Raw genomic sequence first — 22,742 nt, 5'->3', positions numbered from 1 at the left:
CTTAACTCCCCTCCTTGCCCGCTGCCGCCGGGTTTTGCTCCTCTTGTTCCTTTACTTTGGCCGCCTCGGCAGCCGCCTTTTCAGCGGCGGCTTTTTTGATTTCCGCTTTCTTTCTCTCCACCTGTTCCGGCTTCACAAACTCAATTTTAATGTCCGGGCGGTTATACTGGGTCAGTTCAAAGTCCTTGGTAAATTTGATGGCGTCTTTGGGGCAGGCTTCCTGACACAGGCCGCAGAACAGGCAGTACTGCTGGTCAAAATCGTATTTTATGACCACTTTTTTCTTATCCACCGTCTCGGTTTCCAGCTTAATCACCCGGTTGGGGCAGGCATGCACACACTGGTTGCAGGCAATGCACTTGTCGTAATAAAATTCCGGCCTGCCGTAAAAACGGTCCGGCAGGGGCAGGCGCTCCTCGGGGTACTGCACCGTAACCTTGGGTTTAAAAAAACGATTTAACGTAATCCCCAATCCTTTTATAAGTCCTTTTGCCATGCGCTAGATCACCACCTTATGGTCTGGTACAGGTATTTACCGATGCCGGTTACGAAAATATTGGCAATGGAAAGAGGCACCAGCACCTTCCAGCCAAATTCCATCAACTGGTCCACCCGGATACGGGGATAGGTCCAGCGGAACCACATGAAGAGGAAAATCATGCCATAGACCTTGAGCAGGAACCAGATCCAGGAGGGAATAAAAGTAAGACTAAAGGGCGCGTGCCAGCCGCCTAAAAACAGCGTGGTGGCCATGACGGATACCAGAACCACATTGGCATATTCCGCCAGGAAAAACATGGCAAACCCCATCCCGCTGTACTCGGTAAAGGGGCCGCAAATGATCTCCGACTCCCCTTCCACCAGGTCAAAGGGAGCCCGGTTGGTTTCTGCTACGCCGGCAATCAAATAAACCAAAAACCCCAGGGGTTGTAAAAAGATAAACCAAACGTTTTCCTGGGCTACGATAATCTCACTCATGTTCAGGGTGCCGGTGAGGATGATGACCCCCACGATGGACAGGATCAAAGGCATTTCATAGCTGACCATCTGGGCCACCACCCGCATACTGCCGATGAGGGAGTATTTATTGTTGGAGGCCCAGCCGGACATCCAGACGATAACGGTGGACAGGGAGGCCACCGCCAGGAAATAGTAGACACCGATATTCATATCGATGGCCACCATGTCTTTGCCGAAGGGGGCTACCGCAAAGACCGCCAGGGGCGGCATAAAAATTAAAATGGGTCCCAGTAAAAACAGTTTTTTATCCGCACAGCGGGGTATAATAATCTCCTTACTGATCAATTTGCCTATATCCGCGGTGGTCTGCAGCAATCCCAGCGGGCCCACCCGGTTGGGACCGATGCGGCACTGCATGTACGCGGATACCTTTCTTTCCATGTACACCAGCCAGAGGGCGCTGATTAAAATGTAAACCAGAATGGCGCCTAACTTCAGGAACATCAGGACAAAATCCGTTGCCGCATCGGGTAGGCCGGCGGATGCCAGCAGGGAGCGCATCCCGCTGGCCATATTTACAAAGAGGTTCTCCACTCTGCCTCACTCCCCACTTTCTACGCGTCTACTTCACCCAAAACGATGTCAATGCTGCCCAGAATGGCAATCACATCGGCAATTTTCCAGCCCCGCAGCATTTCATCCAGGTAGCCTAAATTCACAAAGGACGGGCGGCGGAAATGCACCCGGTAGGGTTTGGTGCTGCCGTCACTGACCACATAGGTTCCCATGATCCCCTTGGAACTTTCAATTTCGGCGTAGGCCTCACCCACCGGCGGTTTAATCACCTTGGGGACCTTTCCTTTAATGGGACCCTCGGGCAGTTGGTCCAGGGCTTGACGAATTATTTTGGCCGACTGCTCCATCTCCAAAAGGCGAACATAATAACGGTCGAAACAGTCTCCTTTGGTGCCCAGGGGCACTTCAAACTCAAAGCGCTCATATACGCCGTAGGGTCTGGCCTTGCGGAGGTCGTAATTCACCCCTGAAGCCCTGAGGACCGGGCCGGACAGACTCATGTCAATGGCCTTCTCTGCTGATAAAACAGCCACATTCTTAGTTCTGGCCTGAAAGATCTCGTTGCCGGTGATTAACCCGTTATATTCTTCAATGGCTTCGGGCAGGTAATCAATAAACTTGCGACACTTCTCGATAAAACCCTCCGGAATGTCGTCGGCCACACCGCCGATGCGCATGTAGCTGGGGGTCAACCGGGCACCGCTGATCATTTCAAGCAGGTCCATGATTTCTTCCCGGTCCCGGAAGGTGTAAATAAAGCCGGTCAGTCCTCCGATATCGGCGGCGTAGGCGCCGGTGGCCACCAGGTGGCTGGCAATCCTGGCCAGTTCCCCGACGATAACCCGGATATATTCAGCCCGCTCCGGCACTTCCACGTCCATTAACTTTTCCACTGCATAAACATAACCCCAGTTCATCAGCATGCCGGTCAGGTAATCCAGACGGTCGGTGTAAGGAATCACCTGGGTATAGGTCCGGGACTCGGCGAGCTTTTCAATGCCCCTGTGCAAATAGCCCGGCACCGGCACCGCCTTTACCACGGTTTCGCCGTCCAGGGTTAAAACAATCCTGAACACCCCGTGGGTACTGGGGTGCTGGGGACCCAGGTTTAACAGAAATTCTTCGGTCTTAATGGTCAACGCCCGTCACCTCTCTCCCACGGCTTACTCCCTGCCGCCTTCATACTGGTAATCCTTGCGCAGGGGGTGATCCTGCCAGTCATCATCCAGCAGAATTCTTCTCAGATCAGGGTGATCCTTAAAGGTAATGCCCATCAGGTCGTATACCTCCCGTTCCTGCCAGATGGCCCCGCCCCAGATGGGAACCATGGAAGGAACCACGGGGTTATGCCGGTCCACCCTTGTCTTAATATGGATCGTGTCCGGTTCGCCCACAACGCTGACGTCATAAACCGTCTCAAAATAGTCCAGGTAGTCCGCTGCGGTCACATTGCTGAGAAAGTTAAAACCATAGTTTTCTTTCAGGTCCCGCATCAACTGCACCAGAGTGTCCACCGGTACTGTCAGGTAACCCTGTTCTGAAACCTCTATCTCCGGATATTTTGATTTGAGTTCCTCAATCACATCTGAAAGTGGTTTCCGGGTCATTTGCGATTCACCACCTCAGGATTAATAATTTTCTCTTTCAGTTTTATAAAGGCATGAATGACCGCATCCGGTCTGGGCGGGCAGCCGGGCAGATAGACATCCACCGGGATCAGTTTATCCACACCGGGCACCACGTTGTAGGAATCCACAAAGGGGCCGCCGGAAATGGCGCAGCTGCCCATGGCAATGACATACTTGGGCTCGGCCATCTGCTCGTACAAACGGACCACAAAGGGGGCGGCCTTTTTGGTTACGGTACCGCACACCAGCATGACATCGGCCTGCCGCGGTGATGCCCGCATCACCTCATAGCCGAACCTGGCCAAATCGAACCTGGCCATGTTGGCGGCCATCAAACCTTCAATGGCGCAGCAGGCCAAACCGAAACCCATGGGCCAGAGGGAGTTGGCCCGGGCCAGGTTGAGCAGTTTTTCCAACGGTCCCACGGAAACGGCTTTGGTAACCTCCCCGATGACGGCCGGTTCCGCGCCTAATTTCTTCAACCGGCTGACCGTTTCTTCGTACATCTCATCCTTCACAGGAACCTCTGCTGCTTTGTCTTGATCCTTTATCTCCATTCAAGGGCACCTTCCTTCCAGGCGTACCAGAGGCCTAAAACCAGGATAAAAATAAAGATAAACATTTTAATAAGACCGGCAAATCCCAGGTTCTCAAAACTCACTGCCCAAGGATACAGGTAAATCACTTCCACGTCGAAGATGACAAACATTAAGGCATAGGTAAAATATTGAGTCTTAAACTGCACCCAGGAGGCTCCTTGCGTTGGCAAACCGCACTCGTAAGTTTCTAACTTAAACCTGTTTTTACTCCGGGGGTGAATCAAAAAGCTGGTTAGAATTCCTCCTGCGCCAAAAACAATACCCACCGCCATAAACAGGGCAACGCTACCCACTCTGACAAAGTATCCTCTCCTTTCGTGTTTATTAAAATGATGAATAATAAAAATAATCAGAAAAATACTTCTATGATGAGTAATTGTATCGAAAAGAAATGACAAGATGATAACTTTTAACTTAAGATGCAATTACTTCGCCAACATCACTCTTACGAATTTTTTTGGATTTTACCTATAGGATAAGATACCCAAGATTTATTCCAAAAAATCTGGTCGTTCCAAGTTGTAACAGGTTACAAAAACAGGCGGTCTTTTATCTGTTCCATTATAGAACACCGGTCCGTTTACATAACTATTAACGATGGTAAAGCATTAACTTTCATATGTTCTGTCGCCCGCCTGACTTTAAAATTCTATTAATTCTGATTTTTTTGTATTTTTAGTATCTTAAGCATTAACTTAACTTAATTTTTTAACTATCTTAACTAACTTAATCCTAGACTTACATTACAAAAGTAAGATTTGACTGTAAGTGATGGTGGTTACAAAAAGGGTGTGATTTAAATCACACCTGCAAAAAGAAAACAGGTGGGATTCTTACCACACCTGTACATTTCGTATATTTATTTAAACAGAACCTGCTGCTCAACAGTGGCCTTTGCGATAATCTTTTTTAAAAAGGTTATCCGGTGAATGGAGGTGGGGCCCAGTTTTAACAGGGCGTCCAGGTGGGCCCTGGTGCAGTATCCTTTATGATCAGCAATGCCATACTCGGGGTACCGGCAGTGCCATTCCAAACATCTGCGGTCCCGGAAGACCTTGGCCAGGATCGAGGCGGCGGCAATGCCGTGAGAGATGGCATCCCCGTGGATAATGCCTTCCTGGGGAATATCCAGGTCGATGGTTTCCCTGCCGTCAATTAACAGGTAATCCGGGGTAACGGACACCCCCTCTTTGTTCTTCAGATTCAATACCGCTTTTTGCATGGCCAACCGGCTGGCCTGCAGGATATTCATTTTATCGATGTGCCGGTTGTCCACTTCTCCGATTCCTACCGCCAGCGCATGTTCATAAATGATGTCATGCAGGGTCTCTCTCTTTTTGGTTGTGAGCTTTTTTGAATCATCCACACCTTCTATGTACAGGCCCACGGGCAAAATCACCGCTGCAGCCACAACACTGCCCAGCAGCGGTCCCCTGCCCACTTCATCACAAAAGGCAACCAGGGGAATTCCCCTGTCCCACAACCTTTGCTCCAATTCCAATGAAACCATCAAACTCTACCTTTCATTCCATGATACAGCAACGCCAAAGGGGTATAAAAAATCCCCTTAGAATGATTCGATTCCAGGGGAATAATTACCTTCTTTTTGAATTTCTTTTATTTATTGGCTGAGGGCATATCCAGGGTATACCTGCCCAGGGTTCCCTCCCTGAATTCCTTTAAAATCAGGTGAGCGGCCTTTAGTTCGTCCACCACCCCGCCGGACACCAGCATGCCCCGGCGGGCTCCTATGTCGGCCAACAACCGGGGGATGTCCTGTGAAAGCTCAGGCAGCTTATATCTTTCCTTTACTCTGGCCGGGTTGGTTTCTGCCAGCCAGCAAAGAAGCTTCAGGGCCACTTCGTAAACATCAAAGACCTGCTCCTTGATGGCCCCGGTAACAGCCAGTTTGTAGCCCACCTCGGGATCTTCAAATTTGGGCCAGAGAATGCCCGGCGTATCCAGCAATTCCAGGGACCCCTCGGTCCTGATCCACTGCTGGCCCTTGGTGACACCCGGCAAGTCCCCGGTTTTGGTGGCCTTCCGTCCTACCAGGCGGTTGATAAAGGAAGACTTCCCCACATTGGGAATGCCCAGCACCATACAGCGGATGGCCCTGGGGCGCCTGCCCTTGGCTGCCAGTTTGGCCATCTGCTCCGCCACCAGCCCGGTTGCTGCTTTGGGAACTTCTTTCAGGCCTTCCCCTTTAAGGGTATCCACGGCAACGGCCTTTACCCGGGGGCGTTCCAAAACCTTTAACCATTGTTTGGTCAGGGCCGGGTCTGCCAAATCACTCTTATTTAAGATCATCAACCTTGGTTTTTTCCCAGGATTTGATCGATCATGGGGTTGCCACTGCTGACCGGGATACGGGCATCCAACAGTTCAATGGCCACGTCAACCAGTTTTAAAGCCTCTTGCACCTGGCGCTTGGCCTTTGCCATATGCCCGGGAAACCATTGTATTTGAATATTCACTGCGGTACCTCCGTGAAAAAAGCTTCCGTAAGAGTTTACCCAGAAACGGCCTCTACGAAAGCTCCGGTAAAAGATTATTTTGCTAAACCGATCCGGTTCAGGGGCCAGTAAATGACTTCCGCCTTACCCACGATTAATTCCTCATCCAGGAAGCCCCAAACCCTGCTGTCGTCGCTGTTGTTCCTGTTGTCACCCATCATAAAGTAGTGACCAGGGGGAACGGTTTTCGGTCCGTAATCCTGAAAGGTCAACCCCGCCGGCAAGTAATCCTCGGCCACGGGCTTGTTGTTGATATAGAGAATGCTGTCTTTGATTTCTACGGTATCTCCGCCCTCGGCGATCAGCCTTTTGACAAAATTCCGGCTGGGATCCAGCGGAAACTTAAATACCACGATATCACCCGGCCGGGGGTCTCGCAGGTGATACGTAACTTTACTGACAATAATCCTATCACCAATCAGCAGTGTAGGCTCCATGGAGCCAGATGGAATATAAAAGGGTTCCAAAATCAAGAGCCGGATGACAGCCGCCAGCAAAACTGCTATGACAACCGATTCCAGCATTTCTCGAAGGCCGATTTTTTAGGTTTGGTTTCCGCTTGCATTTCCTGCTGAGAATCCAACTGCTCCATAGATATTCCTCCCCAAAAGCCAAAAAGGGGACTGTTGGCCAGTCCCCTCCAGTTTAGCGAGTGGTAAGTTCTTTAATACGAGCTTTCTTACCACGCAGAGCACGCAGGTAGTAAAGTCTGGCTCTCCGCACTTTACCGCGACGAACCACTTGAATACTGTCAATCTTGGGAGCGTGTAGGGGGAAAGTTCTCTCTACACCGACACCATAGGACACACGGCGGACGGTGAAGGTTTCGCTTAAGCCACCGCCACGACGGCGGATGACAATTCCTTCAAACACCTGAATACGTTCACGGTTACCTTCAATAACCTTGTAGTTCACTTTGACGGTGTCGCCGGGTCTGAATGAAGGGATGTCCTTCTTGATCTGCTCTTGTTCCAAAGATTGGATGAGGTTCATTTGCTGTACCCCCTTCCTCGCCTAGGCGTTCGTACCTTTTCCCGAAGGCAGCGGACCACCCGTAATACACACATAAAAAATTATATCATATCCTTCCCTGCCAGGCAAGAATTTCTAATCAATCTAAGATAATTTCAATGACTGCAAAAGGTCCAATAACTCCAATAAAACTTTTTTGTCCTCTTTGCCCAGTTCCACATCCTGCAGCAGTTCGGGCCGGCGCTCCAGGGTGCGTAAGAGAGATTGGCGCCTGCGCCACTTGCGGATGTTTTCATGGTGGCCGGACAGCAGAATCTCCGGCACCTCGTAACCCCGGTATACCCTTGGCTTGGTATAGTGGGGGTGTTCCAGTACGCCGTGATAAAAGGAATCTTCCTCGGCGCTGGCTGCTTCACCCAGGACCCCGGGTATCATCCTGGCCACGGCATCCACCACCACCATGGCCGGCAGTTCACCGCCGGTCAGGACATAATCCCCAATGGAGATTTCATCGGTAACCAGGGCTTCCCGGACCCTTTCGTCAATCCCCTCGTAATGACCGCACACAATCACCAGATGCTCCTCCCGGGACAGTTCCTTGGCATAACCTTGACTGAAGGGCTCCCCCTGGGGGCACATCATGATCACCCGCCCCGGTTTGCCGCCGTGGATGCATTCCAGGTGATCGAAACACTCAAACAGGGGTTCCGGCCCCATGACCATGCCCGCCCCGCCGCCGTAGGGGGTGTCGTCCACCGTATGGTGTTTGTTGCGGGAGAAATCACGAATGTTGAGCGTATTGATCTGGAGGAGATTTTTTCCCGGGCTCGCTTGAGAATACTGTGACTGAAGGGACTCTCAAACATTTCCGGAAAAAGGGTAAGGATATCAATTTTCATGGTTTCACCTTTATCGTCAGAGTAACCCCTCGGGCAGTTCCACTTCCATTTTGCCGCCGGGGACATCGATTTTCTTCACCACAGATTTGATGGCGGGAATTAAGATATCTTTGCCTTCCTCTCGTTTTACCACATAAACATCGTTGGCGCCGGTCTGGATCACTTGGACGATCTTGCCCAGTTCCTGACCCTTCTCATCCATCACCCTTAAGCCCACAATCTGGAAAATATAGTAATTGCCCTCGGGCAAAGGCATTAATTCCTCCGGTGTTACCTGCAGCAGGCCGCCTTTTAGTTTCTCTGCGGCGGTCATGTCCGGGGTCTCGGCGAATTTGATAATGATAAACTGCTTATGCGGCCAAACCTTTTCTATAGTATAATCACTGCGTTGACCTTTGAGGAAAAGTGTTATCTTTTTATCTTGCACAAAACGCTCGGGAAAATCCGTGGCGGGCAGCACCCTCACTTCACCCCGGACCCCCTGGGTGTTGACAATTTCCCCCACTGTAATATATTGTTCCGTCACGGTTACCCCTCCGGCTTACGCGCCTCTGATTTCTGCCACCTTGCCGTCTTCAATGACGATTTCTGCATTCATCAACCGGTTCCAATCATCGCCCACCTGCACTTGCACAAAGCTCTCCACCTTGCCCTGCAGCACCTCGGAACCGTTTTCCAGTTTACCCACTTCTTTTATTTTATCCAGCAGCTTCAGCCTGGTATCCAGGCGCTTTTGTCTCTCCTGTTCCAGCTGCGCCAGGGCGGCCTCTGCTCCACCGGGATTTTTCTTGGCGAATTCCTGTAGTTTGCGAGTTTGCAACTCGATTTGCTGCAGTTCAAGTTCCAGCCTGGCAGCGGTTTGCTGCAGCTCCATGGCCAGGCTTTTCTTGTAGCTGTCTGTCACACGGACTTTCACCAGAACGGGACGCGTAATGGTTAGCAAATCACTGACCCCCTACAGGATAGCCAAAGGAGGCTGTAAGCCCCCTTTGCCTGACCGGATTCTTATGCCGGTTTAAATAATTTCTACAACCACTTTCTTACGCTGCTTGGTTGCCGCAGCCTTAACCACCGAACGGATGGCCCGGGCGATGCGCCCTTGTTTGCCAATCACTTTTCCCATGTCCTCAGGGGCTACCCTGAGCTCAATAACCACGGATCTTTCCTTTTCCACCATGGTTACTTCCACTTTGTCCGGTTGGTCTACCAGGGCTTTGGCCAGAATTTCTACAAGTTCTTTCACAGCTCTGGACCTCCCCCGTGAACCTTAGGCCTCATTGGTTTTGGCCCGGCCTGGGATAATGCCGGCTTTTACAAACAGGGACTTGGCAGTATCGGAAAGCTGAGCGCCTTTCTTTAACCAGTCCTGGGCTTTTGCCTCGTCGATTTTTACCTCAGCGGGTTTCTTGATGGGATCATAATACCCAATTTCCTCAATGAAACGGCCGTCACGCGGGGAACGGGAATCGGCCACCACTATACGGTAAAAGGGGTTTTTCTTGGCCCCCATACGTCTCAGACGGATTTTAACAGCCATCTTTGCACTTCACCTCCTTAGACAGGTTTAACAAGCTATTATTGAAAGAAAGGCAATTTTATTTTGCTCTTCTTGCCACCTTTAGTCATATTGGAAAGCTGTTTCATCATTTTGCGGGTTTGTTCAAACTGCTTCAGCAGCTGGTTAACATCCTGCACGCGGGTACCGCTGCCCCGGGCAATCCGTTTTTTGCGGCTGCCGTCAATTTTCTCCGGGTGCTGGCGTTCCCAGGGTGTCATAGAATAAATGATGGCCTCCACCTGGCCCATTTCCTTGCCGTCCAACTGCTGGTCCTTCAGCTGTTTGGTTAATTTACCCATACCGGGAATCATGCCCAGAACCTGCTCCAGGGGACCCAGTTTCTTAACCTGCTGCATTTGATCCAAAAAATCTTCCAGGTTGAAATCCGCCTGGCGGATTTTCTTGTTTAGCTTGGCGGCCTGTTCCGCGTCAAAGTTGGCCTGGGCCTTCTCGATGAGGGTTAACACATCGCCCATACCCAGAATACGGTCTGCCATTCTGTCAGGGTGGAAAGGTTCCAGGGCATCCAGCTTTTCACCCATACCGGCAAATTTAATGGGTGTGCCGGTTACCTTGCGGACTGACAGGGCGGCCCCGCCCCTGGCGTCGCCGTCCAGCTTGGTCATGATGATGCCGTCAAGGCCAAGCTTTTGGTTAAAGGTATCCGCCACGTTGACCGCTTCCTGACCGGTCATGGCATCCACCACCAGCAGGATCTCGTGGGGTTTTACGGTTGCTTTGATGTCGGCCAGTTCACCCATTAATTCCTCATTAATGTGCAGACGGCCGGCAGTATCAATGATCACTAAGTCTTTGCCGGTGCTGTTGGCGTTTTCCACCGCAGCCTGGGCAATTTTTACCGGGTTTTCCTGTCCCATGCTGAAGACCGGAATTTTCAGTTGTTCGCCCAGCACCTGCAACTGCTTAATGGCCGCAGGGCGGTAAATATCCGCTGCCACCAGCAGTGGGCGGCGGCCCTGCTTGCTTAAAAGCTTGGCCAGTTTACCGGCGGTGGTAGTTTTACCGGCCCCCTGTAAACCCACCAGCATAATGACGGTGGGTGGTTTCGGGGATAAATTAATTTTCGCCTGGGTACCCCCCAAAAGCTCTGTTAATTCATCCTTAACAATCTTGATAACCTGCTGGGCCGGGCTGAGGCTTCCCAAAACATCCTGACCCACGGCCCGTTCCTTCACCTGGGCAACAAAATCCTTTACAACCTTGAAGTTGACATCCGCTTCAAGGAGGGCCATCCTTACTTCCCGCATGGCCTGGTTTACATCATCTTCTGTAAGGCGTCCTTTGCCCTTTAACGATTTGAAAATTTCATCCAGGCGCTCACCCAAGCCTTTAAACATACCAGACGCCTCCTTCCACCAATCTATTTAAAGGTTCCGGAAAAATTCAAACCCTATTAAAACTCCTGCCGGTTCTTTAAGATCGATTCCAATATTTCTTTGGTTTTCTCCAACCCATCGGGTTCCAGACCTGTTTGGTAACGCTGGATCAGATGTAGGGCCTCTTCAATGGACCTGTATTCTTTGCTGAATTTGTCAACCAAACCCAGCTTTTCTTCATACGTTCCCAGAGTCTGTTCCGCCCTTTTTAAGGTATCGTGCACAGCCTGCCGGGTCACGTCAAACTGTTCCGCAATTTCACCCAGGGATAAATCATCTCCGTAGTATAGCTCGATAAAATTCTGCTGCCTTTCGGTCAGCAGGCTGCCGTAAAAATCATAGAGAAGATTTATTTTATGAAACTCTTTCAAAGCGCAGTCCTCCTTTTTTCTCCAAAGTATAAAGGACTTTCACTTTACAGATAGTTCTATTTTACTGAACACCCCGTTCCCTGTCAAGGCAAAAGATTCATACAGGTGCTTCACGCCGTTTATAAAAACTGGCCAGTCCACATACTTTATTGGTAAGAGAATATTTTGGGAGGTGTATACGCTTGTCCCATCATGACTGTACCTGTGGCTGCAGTGACCTCATTCATCTGGAGCAAGCCCTGGAACTGCAGCAAAACCAGGTGAAGGACCTGCACAGCCGGTACCTGAACGCCAGTCTGGTCACGCTGTTCAGCCTGATCAACTTTGACACTCAATTTGTCGAGGCCTCCGGTGTGTCGGTTTACGATGCCCAGGGCAACGAGTACCTGGATTTTTTAGGCGCTTACGGTGCCCTCAATTTAGGACATAACCACCCGGAACTTTTAACGGCGTTACAAAGGGTTCAATCCCTGCCCAATTTGCTGCAGGCCTCGATGAACGGCCTCGCCGCAACCCTAGCCCATAACCTGGCTCACCTGGCCCCGGGTAACCTGCAGCGGAGTTTTTTCTGCAACAGCGGGGCGGAGGCGGTGGAAGGCGCCCTGAAACTGGCTAGAATCGCCACCGGCAGGCAAAAGTTTATTTATTGTCATAATTCTTTCCACGGCAAAACCTTCGGTGCCCTCTCGGTCACCGGACGTGACAAGTATCAAGCCCCCTTTAAGCCCCTGGTCAATGAATGCGTAGGGATTCCCTTCGGTGATTTAGCGGCTTTGCAGCAGCAGCTTTCCTCCAGGGAGGCCGCCGCCTTTATCCTGGAGCCCATTCAGGGGGAAGGGGGCATTCTCGAACCTCCGGCGGGCTACTTAACCAGGGCCAAGAAACTTTGTGCCCAGTATGGCACCCTGCTGATCGCCGACGAAGTACAAACCGGTTTTGGCCGCACCGGGACATTTTTTGCCTGTGAGGCGGAAGACCTGGTGCCGGACATTCTCTGTTTGGCCAAGTCCCTGGGCGGCGGTGTAATGCCCATAGGAGCTTACATGACCGGTGATGATATATGGCGTAAGGCCTATGGAACCATGGAGAAAGCCCTCCTCCACACCTCAACCTTCGGCGGAAATACGGCGGCCTGTGCCGCGGCTTTGAAAACCATCGAAGTCATTTTAAAGGATGATTTATGCCGGCAGGCAAAGGAAAAGGGCGACTACTTCATGGCTCAACTAAGAAAATTAAAGGAAAAATACCCCTTGCTGAAGGATGTGCGGGGCCGCGGACTCATGATTGGCCTGGAATTCCAGCAGCCTGAATCCGGCGGCAAAAAATATTCCTTCAAGTTTACCATGAACGTGGTCAACAAACTGGCCCAGGAATACATGGGCAGTTTGGTGGCCGGGGAACTGTTCAACAAACACCGGATTATCACGGCTTATACCCTGAACAATCCCAATGTTATCCGGCTGGAACCGCCCCTGATTGTCACCAGGGAACAGATAGACCGAGTATTAAATGCTTTGGAAGACGTGCTGACCAATCACACCGGTTTTTTAAGCATGGTTGGTTCCGGCGCCAAAAATGTCCTCCTAAAGATGAGAAAGTGATGTTAAAAAAAGCCGTCACCCCGGGATGACGGCTTTTCTATAAGAATTCTGTAAAATATGGTAGAATAATGACAAAAGCCTGCGCGGAGGAAACCATATGATTAACCCCTTCGGAAAACCCATCGAGCAGTTGGAAGAGGAAGACCTTCATAAGCTAATTGAGGAAGAAACCCCGGAAGGACTTTATGTGGAATACAAGGAAGATTTCCCAAGACACTTGGCCAAAATTGTAGCCAGCTTCACCAATACCTTTGGCGGTTGGATCATCATCGGAGCAGATGCACGCAATCCCAGGAATGTGCCCACATCCTTTCCGGGCATCGACATTTCCAATGACCCCAAGGACCGTTTTCGCAATATCTGCCAGGGAAACATTACCCCCGTGCCTTTATTTTCCTCCAAACTGATCATAAAAACAAAGGATACCAAACGGGGTGTGCTGGTGGTGAAGATTCCCGAAAGCACCTACCCGCCCCATATCACCAATGACGGCCGCATTTACCGCCGTAATATGGAAGGTTCCGACCCGGTTCCCGAAACAGACCGGCACATCCTGGACCGGCTGTTTGAAAAAAGCAAGCACAATAAAACCGAGGTAAAAGCCTTTATTAACCGGAAGTTGCAAAAAGGCGACCAGGACGAAATGATGTTCAAGGTCATGTGCTGCCCGGTGCCCTTAAATTTAAAATTAATCGACCCGTTCTTTGTGCCCGAACGCATCTCCCGTCTGAAAAAAATGGCCCGCAGCATCTGGAAAGACACCCTGCCCCATCATATTCGTTTCGAACCGGAGGGCTTTGCCTTTGATGCGGAAAACCACCGGTTGGAAATCCTTCGTTCCGGGGTTGTCTGTTACTTCTGCACCATACCCACCTATGTGAAAAAATAGAGCGGCAAAGTGAACCCTTTACACTGGAATTTTTGGACTACCGGGCCCTGCAGGTGGCCCTGCTGCGCACCATTAAACTGGCCCGGGAAGTGTACCGCTTTACAGGCTACATGGGTCTGTTTGTACCCAAGGTGGCCCTGGAAAACATCCAGGGCAAAGGGCTGGATGACCCCAAATTCTTTGATTTCTACAAAAATAACCCCAGGCCCCAGAGCAGCTACTCCGACATTATCCTTCCCTACGGCTTTAGTCCCATAGAGGCGAAAACCATGGAAAACCCTCGCCAGGTAGCGGATATCCTGCTGCGCTATATCTACCGCTGCTTCGGCTTTGAGGCGCTGGACACCCACTCCATCGCCAGGGCCGAATTGGCGAGGTAGGTACGATTACTGAGTACAAGCAAGACGGCTGGATAGGGAGATCCCCTCCAGCCTTGTTCGTAGCGTATTCGAAAACTCAAAGGGCTTCATTTTTCAATATCGCCAGCAATGGCGATTTTTTTATTTCACCTCAAGAGTCTTCTTGCTTTATTACTAAGCGATATATATAGATATAGCTATATATCGTTAGTATAATAAACGTAGTTAACCATAAAGGTCATAAAAAGTACTTGACTTTTCAAAATCACCCCCAAAATCGCGATGAGTGGTTTTACCTACTTATTACAAACAAAGGGGTGATATCTTTTTGCTGTCTCTTAAATACTCTCATACTCAATATCAGAACTTTGTACATTCTTTATTGTCAAAGTTCTATCTTGACACCCATCAACAGATTACCTTATTTACCAACTTCCCTTATATCGCTAAGCTCTGGCATGCTGACCTTACTGCCATCGTCCCCCTTATCCGGAATTACTACTCTTCTTCCACTCAAGGGGCACCTCCCAAAGATGCGGTTGCTATGCTACACTCTCTCCTTTTGATGGCTTTTAAGGGAGTGACCAGCATCCCTGCCTGGATTGATACATTGCGCTCTGACCCCTTCTTTGCCATTCTTTCTGGGTTCATCTATTTTGGCGTCTTAACCGGAGAGTGGGCAGTGGAAAATCCACCCTGGTACGTCACCTGGTCCGCTCACTGGATCCCATGCGCCGTCAAATTAGGTGATTAGCTACATGATAGCTGACGGCTGAAAGCTAAATTCTACCACACCTGCAGCACCACACACTTTAGATAATGACTCTCGGGATAGGCCAGCAGCATCGGGTGGTCTTTCGCCTGGCGGCGGAGTTCTACCAGCTTTAGTTGGCGGCCGGCGTCCCTTCCAGCATCAAGGATTACTTCCAGGAACTTGTCTTCGTGCATGTGGTAGGAACAGGAGCAGGTGATTAAGTAACCTCCTGGCGGCAGCAGTTTCATGCCCCGGAGGTTGATTTCTTTATAGCCGCGGACGGCTCCTTCTATGGCCTGGCGGGACTTGGTAAAGGCAGGCGGGTCTAGGATGACTACGTCAAATTTGTCTCCGGCCTTTTCCATGGCCCTTAGTTCATCAAAACTGTTGGTTTCCTTAAAGGAGCAAATGTCCCCGTAACCGTTTAACCGGGCATTGACCCGGGCCACTTCAAGGGCTGGGGCGGCAATGTCCAGGCCCACCACCTCTTTGGCCCCGTATTTAGCGGCGTACATGGAGAAGGTGCCGGTGTGGCAGAAGCAGTCCAACACCCGGCCTCCCTTCACCAGCCCTTGCAGAGCCATGCGGTTTTCCCGTTGGTCAAGGAAATAGCCGGTCTTCTGTCCCCCTTCTAAATCCACTACAAATCGGATGCCGTTTTCCTGAATCACCACTTTAGGGTCAAAGGGTTCCCCGACAAAGCCTGTGATGAGAGGCAGTCCCTCCAATTTGCGGACGGACACATCATTTCTTTCGTACATCCCCTTGGGTTGGATGATTTCTTTCAACAATTTAAAGATGGTTTCTTTATGGACATCGATGCCGAGGGCCAGGGTTTGCACGGACAGGTAATCACCGAATTTATCGACGATCAGGGCAGGCAGAAAGTCTGCCTCGCCAAAAATCACCCGGCAAGCATTGCTGTCCCGCACCACTTTCTGGCGGTATTCCCAGGCGGCCTGGATCTTGCGGCGGAAGAATTCTTCATTGATTTCTTCTTCGGGATTGCGGGTCATAATCCGAATGGTAATTTGGGAGGCCGGATTGATGTAGCCCCTACCCACAAACCTGTCGCGAAAGTCATACACATCGACAATGTCCCCCGGCGTAAAATCCCCGGTGATTTCTTTGATCTCGGTCCGGTAAACCCAGGGATGCCCGCCGGCGATGCGTTTTTGCTTCCCCTGGTGCAAGATTACTTTTGCCATATAAAAACCCCCGATTTATCTAAGTCACTTATAGTATCACCATAAGAGAAAGTACAGTAACATAAAACAAGAAGTGAGAGTAACCGACTTCTCACTTCCAACTTCTTACTTCTAAATTCTCACTTCCAACTTCTCACATCTCACTTGCCTGCCAGTCGTTCAGCCCGTTCCCGAACTTCGTACATAACCCTTTCTTCGTCAATGGTTAAGACCACCCGGTCCAACATCACCACTTTACCGTCAATGATGACGGTGCGGACATCCGAAGAATTGGCTGCGTAGGCAATGTTAGCCACCAGGTTGTGCTGGGGGCACATGCGGGGTTCGGTGGTATCAATTAAAATAATGTCCGCCCGCATGCCTTCTTTAATTAAACCAACCCTATCTCCCAGGCCCATGCACAAGGCTCCGTCAATGGTGGCCATCTGCAGTGCCCTGTAGGCCGGAATCACTTCCGGATTCATGGTGCTGACCTTCTGCAAATAGGAGCCGGTTCTCAATTCTTCCAGCATGTCCAGGTTGTTGTTGCTGGCTGTGCCGTCTGTGCCGATCCCTACCGTGGCCCCCAGTTCCAGTAACCGTGCCACCGGCGCGATCCCGCTGGCCAGCTTCATGTTGCTCTGGGGGTTGTAGGCAATGCCCATGGCCTTTTGAGCCAGAATTTCCATGTCCAGCTCATCCAGGTGGACACAATGGGCAGCCAAAACGGGGAATTTAAATAATCCTACACTGTCCAGGTGCTGTACCGGCGTTTTGCCGTATTGCTTTTTAATCTCCTCTACTTCTGCCAGGGTTTCCGCCACATGGATGTTAATGCCCAACTTCAGCTTGGCCGCCAAATTCATCACTTTTTCCAGATATTCCGGCGGGCAGGTATAGGGGGCATGGGGACCCAGCATCACGGTGATGCGCCCGTCGGCTTTGCCGTTCCAGTCCTTTGCCAGTTCTTCAGCGTCAGCCAGGGCCTTCTCGCCAGTAGGAAGCACACCGATCATGCCCCGGGATAGTATCGCCCGCATACCTGCTTTTTCAGCCGCCCGGGCCACATGGTGCATGTGATCATACATATCGCCAAAACAGGTGGTGCCGGACTTGATCATTTCCAAACAGGCCAGCATAGTACCCCAGTAAATGTCCTCACCGGTCATTTTCCCCTCAAAGGGCCAAATTTTTTCCGACAGCCATTCCATTAAAGGCAAATCATCTGCATAACCCCGGAGCAAGGTCATAGCCGCATGGGTGTGACAGTTGATAAAGCCCGGCATGGCCACCTGCCCGTCAGCCTCAATAACCTCGTCCATATCAAAGGATCCGGATGCCGAACCTGGAAGCCCCACGTGGGTAATCCACCCATCTTCTATTAAAATTTCACCGATGTCGATAATGGCGTCCGGGCCTTCCATGGTTAAAATTGTCGCCCCGCGGATCAGTAGCTTATTCAAAATTCATCTCTCCTACACTCCCCCGAAAGGGTACTCTCTATTTTGAAGACTGTCCGTACGTGCTGCGATAGGCCCTGCCTAGATGCAGCACATCCTGTTCCGGTATCACCACCGGTTGTCCTATTGTTTTGGACCAGGCATAAATTCTGGCGCACTTTTCAACCACCTGGCAAACCGTAAAAGCCTCATCAACGCTGCGTCCTACACCCACCAAGCCGTGATTGGCCATTAATACGGCAAACCGCTGTCCGAGGGCGGCAACGACGTTGTGGGCCAGTTCCTCCGTACCCGGCAGGCATATTGAGCCACTTCCACCGGTCCCCCCACCAGCATGGCCGCATCTTCCACCACCGGTTGGATGGGCTGCCGGACCACCGCAAAGGCCGAGGCCACTTCACTGTGGGTATGAACCACGCCCGCAACGTCTTCCCTGGCACGATAAATGGCCAAATGCAGTGGCGCTTCGCTGGACGGTCTGCGATTTCCATCGATAATCCGACCGGATAAGTCCAGCACCACCATGTCCGATGACTTGAGATAGGTGTAATCCATGCCGCTGGGAGTAATCACCACCACCCCTGCTTCCCGGACTATGGCAGAGATGTTGCCCCAGGTCCCTGCCACCAGTCCGGAAGTCAGCATCTTTTTCCCTAGTTCAGCCACCTTTTCCTTTGCTATCTCAACCGCTGCGCTCATCTGCGGCTCCCACCTAGGTGGCATGGTTCCACTCATTGATATAGGCTTCCTGCTCAGGAGTCAGCCGGTCGATATGAATTCCCAGAGACTGCAGTTTCAGGTTGGCCACCCTGTCATCTATTTCTTTGGGAACTACATAAACCTTATTTTCTAGACCCTTCGCATTCTCCAGCACATAGCGGGCGCTTAAGGCCTGCAGGGCAAAGGACATATCCATGATTTCAGCGGGATGACCGTCCCCGGCAGCCAGGTTCACCAGGCGTCCTTCTGCCAGCAGATAGAGTTTACGACCGTCCATCAGCGTAAATTCTTCGATATCCTTGCGAACAATTCTCCGGGAAGCAGCCATGGCGGCCAAATCCGGCTTATTGACCTCTACATCAAAATGACCTGCGTTGCAGAGAATGGCCCCGTCCTTCATAACCTGGTAGTGCTGAGCTGCAAAGACATCCTTACAGCCGGTGACGGTGATAAAAACATCCCCCAGTTTAGCAGCTTCCAGGCTGTTCATGGGATGGAAACCGTCCATGTAGCTTCGATGGCCTTCACAGGATCCACCTCGGTGACAATGACCTTGGCTCCCAGCCCCTTGGCCCGCATGGCGATTCCTTTGCCGCACCAGCCGTAGCCGGCCACCACAACGGTTTTACCGGCGGTAATCAGGTTGGTGGTGCGCATGATGCCGGACCACACCGACTCCCCGGTGCCATAACGGTTGTCAAACAGATACTTGCAGTAGGCATCGTTAACGGCGATCATAGGGAACTTCAAGGCTCCCTGCTTTTCCAGGGAACGCAGGCGCAAGACTCCGGTGGTGGTCTCTTCACAGCCTCCCAGAACCCTGGCCGCAATTTCAGTTCTTTCGGTATGCAGCAGTTGTACCACGTCACCGCCGTCGTCGATGACGATATCCGCCTGGTCATCAATTAAATGTAAAAGGTGGTCTTTGTATTCTTCGTCGGTCGCATTGTACCAGGAGTAAACATTAATGCCTGCCACAGCCAGGGCGGCGGCCACATCGTCCTGGGTGGACAAAGGGTTGGAACCGGCAATGGATACCTCCGCGCCGCCGGCCTTTAATACCTCCGCCAAATAGGCGGTTTTCGCTTCCAGGTGGATGCATACCGCCACCCGGTATCCCTTAAAGGGCTGTTCCTTTTCAAACTGCTCCCGAATAACGTTTAAAACCGGCATGTGCTGGCGCACCCAGTCAATTTTCAACCGGCCTGAGGGAGCCAGGTTAATGTCCCTAACGATATAATCAGGCATCTTTCTCCTCCTATTTCTTATTCCCGCAGATTTTCGCCAAGTTTTCGATGTAGGAGGGTAAACAATTCCCATTTCTGTAATGATGGCTGTTACCAATTCGTTGGGGGTGACATCAAAGGCCGGGTTCCATACCTGCACCCCGTCCGGTGCCATGGGCTGCCCGGCATGATGGGTGACTTCCCGGGGGTCTCTCTCTTCAATGGGAATCTCTTCACCGGAGGAAAGGCACATATCAATGGTAGACAGGGGAGCCGCCACGTAGAAGGCAGATTGTGATGTTTGGCCAGTACCGCCACTCCGTAAGTGCCGATTTTGTTGGCCACGTCCCCGTTGGCAGTGATCCTGTCGGCACCGACAATGACGCAGTCAATTTTTTTCTTGGCCATCAGATAACCCGCCATGTTATCGGTAATTAATGTTACCGTGATGCCTTCCTGCACCATTTCCCATGAGGTCAGCCGGGCGCCTGCAGCAGGGGCCTGGTTTCACCGGCATAAACACTGATCTGCTTGCCCTTCTCATGGGCCGCACGGATAACGCCAAGGGCGGTGCCATACCCGGCGGTGGCCAGTGCCCCGGCATTGCAGTGGGTTAACACCCTTGCCCCGTCCGGCAGCAGTTCCTGGCCAAATTCACCCATTTTACGGTTGCTCTGCACGTCTTCGCTATAGATGGTGTGGGCTTCTTCCAGCATTATCTTACGCAGCTCATCAACATCTTGTTCCAAGGCGGTGGTAACTCGCATCATCATACGTTCCAGGGCCCAGCGCAGGTTGACCGCGGTGGGCCGGGTGGCCCCCAGTTCACCGGCAATGGCCTCCAGTTTCTCTAAAAAGGTTTTGCGGTCGGCAGCGTCGATTTGTTTGGCTCCCACCACCAGACCGTAGGCAGCGGCAGCCCCAATAGCCGGCGCGCCGCGGACAGAAAGCCTTTTGATGGCCTCCGCCACCGTGCGATAGTCATTGCATTCGATATACTCAATGCTGCGGGGCAGCTTGGTCTGATCCAACAGGCGGAGACTGTCATTTTCCCAGATGATTGCATCCATTAAAGGTTCACTCCTTGTTCAGCTTCTCCATGGCGTCCTGGCACAGGCAGCCCCTTTCCGGGTCAATCAGGCTGATGGCTTCATGGCCAGTTTTCTCAGGTTTTCGGCATTGGCAGCCATCACATCCAGCACTTCTTGGTGGGTTAATTTGGTGGGGGAAATGCCCGCTGCATAGTTGGTCACCATGGAAATATTGGTGTAGCACATTTCCTTCTCCCGGGCCAGCACAACCTCCGGCACACTGGTCATGCCCACCAGATCGCCACCCAGCAGTTTGTACATTTTAATTTCCGCCGGTGTTTCAAAGCGAGGTCCTTCGGTGGTTACATAGGTGCCGTACCTGTGATAGGTTAAACCCAGTTCTGCCGCAGCGCCGGCTAACACCTGGCGCAGTTCGGGACAATAGGGGTCGGTCATGTCGATATGGACCACTCCCTGATCACCGCCCTCATAGAAAGTATGCTTGCGAACTTTGGTAAAATCCAGAAATTGATCCGCAAAGACAAAATGCCCGGGCGCCATGTTCATGTTCAATGAACCCACGGCGGCTGTGGCAAAGATGCTCTTAACTCCCAGTTCCTTCAGGGCAGCGATATTGGCCCGGTAATTCACCAGGTGGGGCGGCACCGAATGCCCGGCGCCGTGGCGGTTTAAAAAGGCTACGGATTTCCCTTGATAGTCACCGATTTTCAAGCCCACTTCTCCATAGGGGGTGTTTACTTTTTCGTCCCGAATATTGGTTAATATATTGGGGTCATAGACGCCGGTCCCCCCAATAATGGCGATGCGTACCGTCATAACGATTCTCCTTCTTCCCACAAAATTCTAAAGATAGCATGGGTTATACAAACCTGAAATATTCTCCTCGCTGGGTTTGATTTCCTCTAAAATAAATGAATTTTTACATCAGGATAATAACTTAGGTATCAGGTACCTAAGTTATTAATGTTGATACCTATAAAAAAAGAAGAACCCTCGGGTGGTGCCAGGGAGTTCTTCTTGGTTATTCATTTCATTCTTCTTCGTCTTTTCTTTTGCCATACAGGGCATCAATAAAGTCCTTGGGGTTGAACTGCCTCAGGTCGTCCGTTCTTTCCCCAATGCCGATTAACTTCACCGGGATGGCCATTTCGGTGACAATGGCCGTCACCACGCCGCCCTTGGCGGTACCGTCCAATTTGGTCAGCGCAATGCCGGTAACGTTGACAGCTTCACTGAAAATCTTTGCCTGGCTGAGGGCGTTTTGACCAGTGGTGGCATCCAGGACCAGCAGCACCTCGTGGGGAGCGCCGGGCATTTCCCGGGCGATAATTTTGTGCACCTTTCTCAGCTCGTCCATTAAGTTGCTTTTGTTGTGCAGCCGGCCCGCGGTATCGATCAGCAGCACATCGGCCCTGCGGGAGCGGGCGGCATGAACGGCATCAAAGGCCACGGCGCCCGGATCGGAGCCTTCCTGGTGTTTAATGAGCTCCACTCCCACCCGTTCAGCCCAAATTTCCAGCTGGTCAATGGCGGCGGCCCGGAAGGTATCCCCGGCTGCCAGCAGGACCTTTTTGCCCTGTTCCTTATAATTATGGGCCATCTTTCCGATGGTGGTGGTCTTCCCGACCCCGTTGACGCCCACCACCATAATCACCGTGGGTCCTTCGGGGTTCATGGTAATGGGCACCACTTTCTCACCCATCAGGTATTCCAATTCTTCCTGGAAGATGTCTTTCAGCCTGGCAGCCTCCTGCACATTTCTGGCCTTAACGCTTTGCGCACCCTTTCCACCAGTTGCATGGCGGTGCTTACACCCACATCGGCCTGGATTAACACTTCTTCCAGTTCCTCGTATAAATCTTCATCAATCCCCTTCCGCCCGGTCACCACTTCGTCGATTTTCTCGATAAAGGTCTGGCGGGTTTTGGTCAAGCTCTCTTTCAGACGGCTGAAAAAGCCCACGTTATAATACCTCCAGTACAAATACTTGTATTTGGCAGAGCCTGTCCATACTATAA

General features: G+C 51.4%; 20 protein-coding genes and 8 pseudogenes. 4 read left to right on the top strand and 24 right to left on the bottom strand.

The genetic code is table 11. The features are described from left to right. Position 1: 1 nt before the first annotated feature. The 17 genes and pseudogenes from P378_RS16810 to ylxM all read right to left on the bottom strand — a co-directional run bounded on the left by P378_RS16810 (position 2) and on the right by ylxM (position 11,476). Positions 2-496 (bottom strand): NuoI/complex I 23 kDa subunit family protein, encoded by a 495-nt coding sequence (locus P378_RS16810; protein WP_099084031.1) that lies wholly within the window; start codon positions 494-496, stop codon positions 2-4. Positions 497-504: 8 nt separating this feature from the next. Further along, complete coding sequence (nuoH, locus tag P378_RS16805) at positions 505-1,554, bottom strand: NADH-quinone oxidoreductase subunit NuoH (RefSeq protein WP_099084030.1); 1,050 nt, start codon at positions 1,552-1,554, stop codon at positions 505-507. 20 nt (positions 1,555-1,574) lie between these two features. Beyond that, positions 1,575-2,675 carry an NADH-quinone oxidoreductase subunit D gene (locus P378_RS16800; RefSeq protein WP_099084029.1) on the bottom strand — a complete coding sequence of 367 codons (1,101 nt, stop codon included), beginning with the start codon at positions 2,673-2,675 and terminating at the stop codon, positions 1,575-1,577. Positions 2,676-2,699: 24 nt separating this feature from the next. Beyond that, positions 2,700-3,143 (bottom strand): NADH-quinone oxidoreductase subunit C, encoded by a 444-nt coding sequence (locus P378_RS16795; RefSeq protein WP_099084028.1) that lies wholly within the window; start codon positions 3,141-3,143, stop codon positions 2,700-2,702. Next, the gene (locus P378_RS16790; RefSeq protein WP_099084027.1) at positions 3,140-3,721 is read right to left on the bottom strand and encodes an NADH-quinone oxidoreductase subunit B; all 582 of its coding nucleotides are present in this window, start codon (positions 3,719-3,721) and stop codon (positions 3,140-3,142) included. The genes P378_RS16795 and P378_RS16790 overlap by 4 nt, the downstream gene beginning before the upstream one ends. Further along, positions 3,712-4,035, bottom strand: a complete 324-nt coding sequence (locus tag P378_RS16785; protein WP_099084043.1) for an NADH-quinone oxidoreductase subunit A — start codon at positions 4,033-4,035, stop codon at positions 3,712-3,714. Before P378_RS16785 ends, P378_RS16790 begins: the two co-directional genes overlap by 10 nt. 587 nt (positions 4,036-4,622) lie before the next feature. Next, positions 4,623-5,273 carry a ribonuclease HII gene (locus tag P378_RS16780; RefSeq protein ID WP_099084026.1) on the bottom strand — a complete coding sequence of 217 codons (651 nt, stop codon included), beginning with the start codon at positions 5,271-5,273 and terminating at the stop codon, positions 4,623-4,625. A gap of 107 nt (positions 5,274-5,380) precedes the next feature. After that, positions 5,381-6,240: pseudogene (gene ylqF / locus P378_RS16775) on the bottom strand (ribosome biogenesis GTPase YlqF). A 74-nt stretch (positions 6,241-6,314) separates the two neighbouring features. Beyond that, positions 6,315-6,871, bottom strand: a pseudogene (lepB, locus tag P378_RS16770) (signal peptidase I). A 53-nt stretch (positions 6,872-6,924) separates the two neighbouring features. Then, on the bottom strand, positions 6,925-7,272 hold the full coding sequence (gene rplS, locus P378_RS16765) for a 50S ribosomal protein L19 (RefSeq protein WP_099084024.1): 348 nt from the start codon (positions 7,270-7,272) through the stop codon (positions 6,925-6,927). 123 nt (positions 7,273-7,395) lie between these two features. Beyond that, positions 7,396-8,150: pseudogene (gene trmD / locus P378_RS16760) on the bottom strand (tRNA (guanosine(37)-N1)-methyltransferase TrmD). 16 nt (positions 8,151-8,166) lie between these two features. Beyond that, on the bottom strand, positions 8,167-8,676 hold the full coding sequence (rimM, locus tag P378_RS16755) for a ribosome maturation factor RimM (protein ID WP_099084023.1): 510 nt from the start codon (positions 8,674-8,676) through the stop codon (positions 8,167-8,169). 15 nt (positions 8,677-8,691) lie between these two features. Then, positions 8,692-9,093, bottom strand: a complete 402-nt coding sequence (locus P378_RS16750; protein WP_099084022.1) for a YlqD family protein — start codon at positions 9,091-9,093, stop codon at positions 8,692-8,694. A 72-nt stretch (positions 9,094-9,165) separates the two neighbouring features. Then, positions 9,166-9,393, bottom strand: coding sequence for a KH domain-containing protein (locus tag P378_RS16745; protein WP_073239573.1), 228 nt, complete (start codon positions 9,391-9,393; stop codon positions 9,166-9,168). 24 nt (positions 9,394-9,417) lie between these two features. Next, positions 9,418-9,687, bottom strand: coding sequence for a 30S ribosomal protein S16 (rpsP, locus tag P378_RS16740; protein ID WP_011878378.1), 270 nt, complete (start codon positions 9,685-9,687; stop codon positions 9,418-9,420). A 38-nt stretch (positions 9,688-9,725) separates the two neighbouring features. Beyond that, complete coding sequence (gene ffh / locus P378_RS16735; protein WP_099084021.1) at positions 9,726-11,066, bottom strand: signal recognition particle protein; 1,341 nt, start codon at positions 11,064-11,066, stop codon at positions 9,726-9,728. Between the two features lie 56 nt (positions 11,067-11,122). Then, positions 11,123-11,476: a YlxM family DNA-binding protein gene (gene ylxM / locus P378_RS16730; protein WP_099084020.1), complete on the bottom strand. Its 354-nt coding sequence runs from the start codon at positions 11,474-11,476 to the stop codon at positions 11,123-11,125. A gap of 182 nt (positions 11,477-11,658) precedes the next feature. Here ylxM and P378_RS16725 point away from each other — a divergent pair, with 182 nt between their 5' ends. From P378_RS16725 to P378_RS16715, 4 genes are all read left to right on the top strand, one after another. Then, entirely contained in the window at positions 11,659-13,077 is a 1,419-nt protein-coding gene (locus P378_RS16725; RefSeq protein ID WP_099084019.1) for an aspartate aminotransferase family protein, read from the top strand. Positions 13,078-13,174: 97 nt separating this feature from the next. Beyond that, positions 13,175-13,966 (top strand): AlbA family DNA-binding domain-containing protein, encoded by a 792-nt coding sequence (locus P378_RS16720; protein ID WP_238473370.1) that lies wholly within the window; start codon positions 13,175-13,177, stop codon positions 13,964-13,966. Between the two features lie 32 nt (positions 13,967-13,998). Next, the gene (locus P378_RS22390; RefSeq protein WP_238473369.1) at positions 13,999-14,346 is read left to right on the top strand and encodes a hypothetical protein; all 348 of its coding nucleotides are present in this window, start codon (positions 13,999-14,001) and stop codon (positions 14,344-14,346) included. 307 nt (positions 14,347-14,653) lie between these two features. Beyond that, positions 14,654-15,079, top strand: coding sequence for a transposase (locus tag P378_RS16715; protein ID WP_099084018.1), 426 nt, complete (start codon positions 14,654-14,656; stop codon positions 15,077-15,079). 32 nt (positions 15,080-15,111) lie between these two features. On the opposite strand, the gene P378_RS16710 is transcribed toward P378_RS16715, so the two are convergent. From P378_RS16710 to ftsY, 7 genes and pseudogenes are all read right to left on the bottom strand, one after another. Then, complete coding sequence (locus tag P378_RS16710; protein WP_099084017.1) at positions 15,112-16,287, bottom strand: class I SAM-dependent rRNA methyltransferase; 1,176 nt, start codon at positions 16,285-16,287, stop codon at positions 15,112-15,114. A gap of 140 nt (positions 16,288-16,427) precedes the next feature. Then, positions 16,428-17,729 (bottom strand): amidohydrolase, encoded by a 1,302-nt coding sequence (locus tag P378_RS16705; RefSeq protein WP_099084016.1) that lies wholly within the window; start codon positions 17,727-17,729, stop codon positions 16,428-16,430. A gap of 37 nt (positions 17,730-17,766) precedes the next feature. Continuing rightward, positions 17,767-18,425: pseudogene (locus tag P378_RS16700) on the bottom strand (class II aldolase/adducin family protein). A gap of 13 nt (positions 18,426-18,438) precedes the next feature. Beyond that, positions 18,439-19,694: pseudogene (locus tag P378_RS16695) on the bottom strand (adenosylhomocysteinase). A gap of 10 nt (positions 19,695-19,704) precedes the next feature. After that, positions 19,705-20,742 (bottom strand): annotated as a pseudogene (gene mtnA / locus P378_RS16690) (S-methyl-5-thioribose-1-phosphate isomerase). 7 nt (positions 20,743-20,749) lie between these two features. Continuing rightward, positions 20,750-21,540, bottom strand: a pseudogene (gene mtnP / locus P378_RS16685) (S-methyl-5'-thioadenosine phosphorylase). Between the two features lie 214 nt (positions 21,541-21,754). Then, a pseudogene (gene ftsY, locus P378_RS16680) lies at positions 21,755-22,686 on the bottom strand (signal recognition particle-docking protein FtsY). Positions 22,687-22,742: the final 56 nt, after the last annotated feature.

The sequence above is a fragment of the Desulforamulus profundi genome (assembly GCF_002607855.1).
The sequence above is the reverse complement of the archived record's forward strand: the minus strand, read 5'-3'. Positions and strand labels throughout refer to the sequence as shown.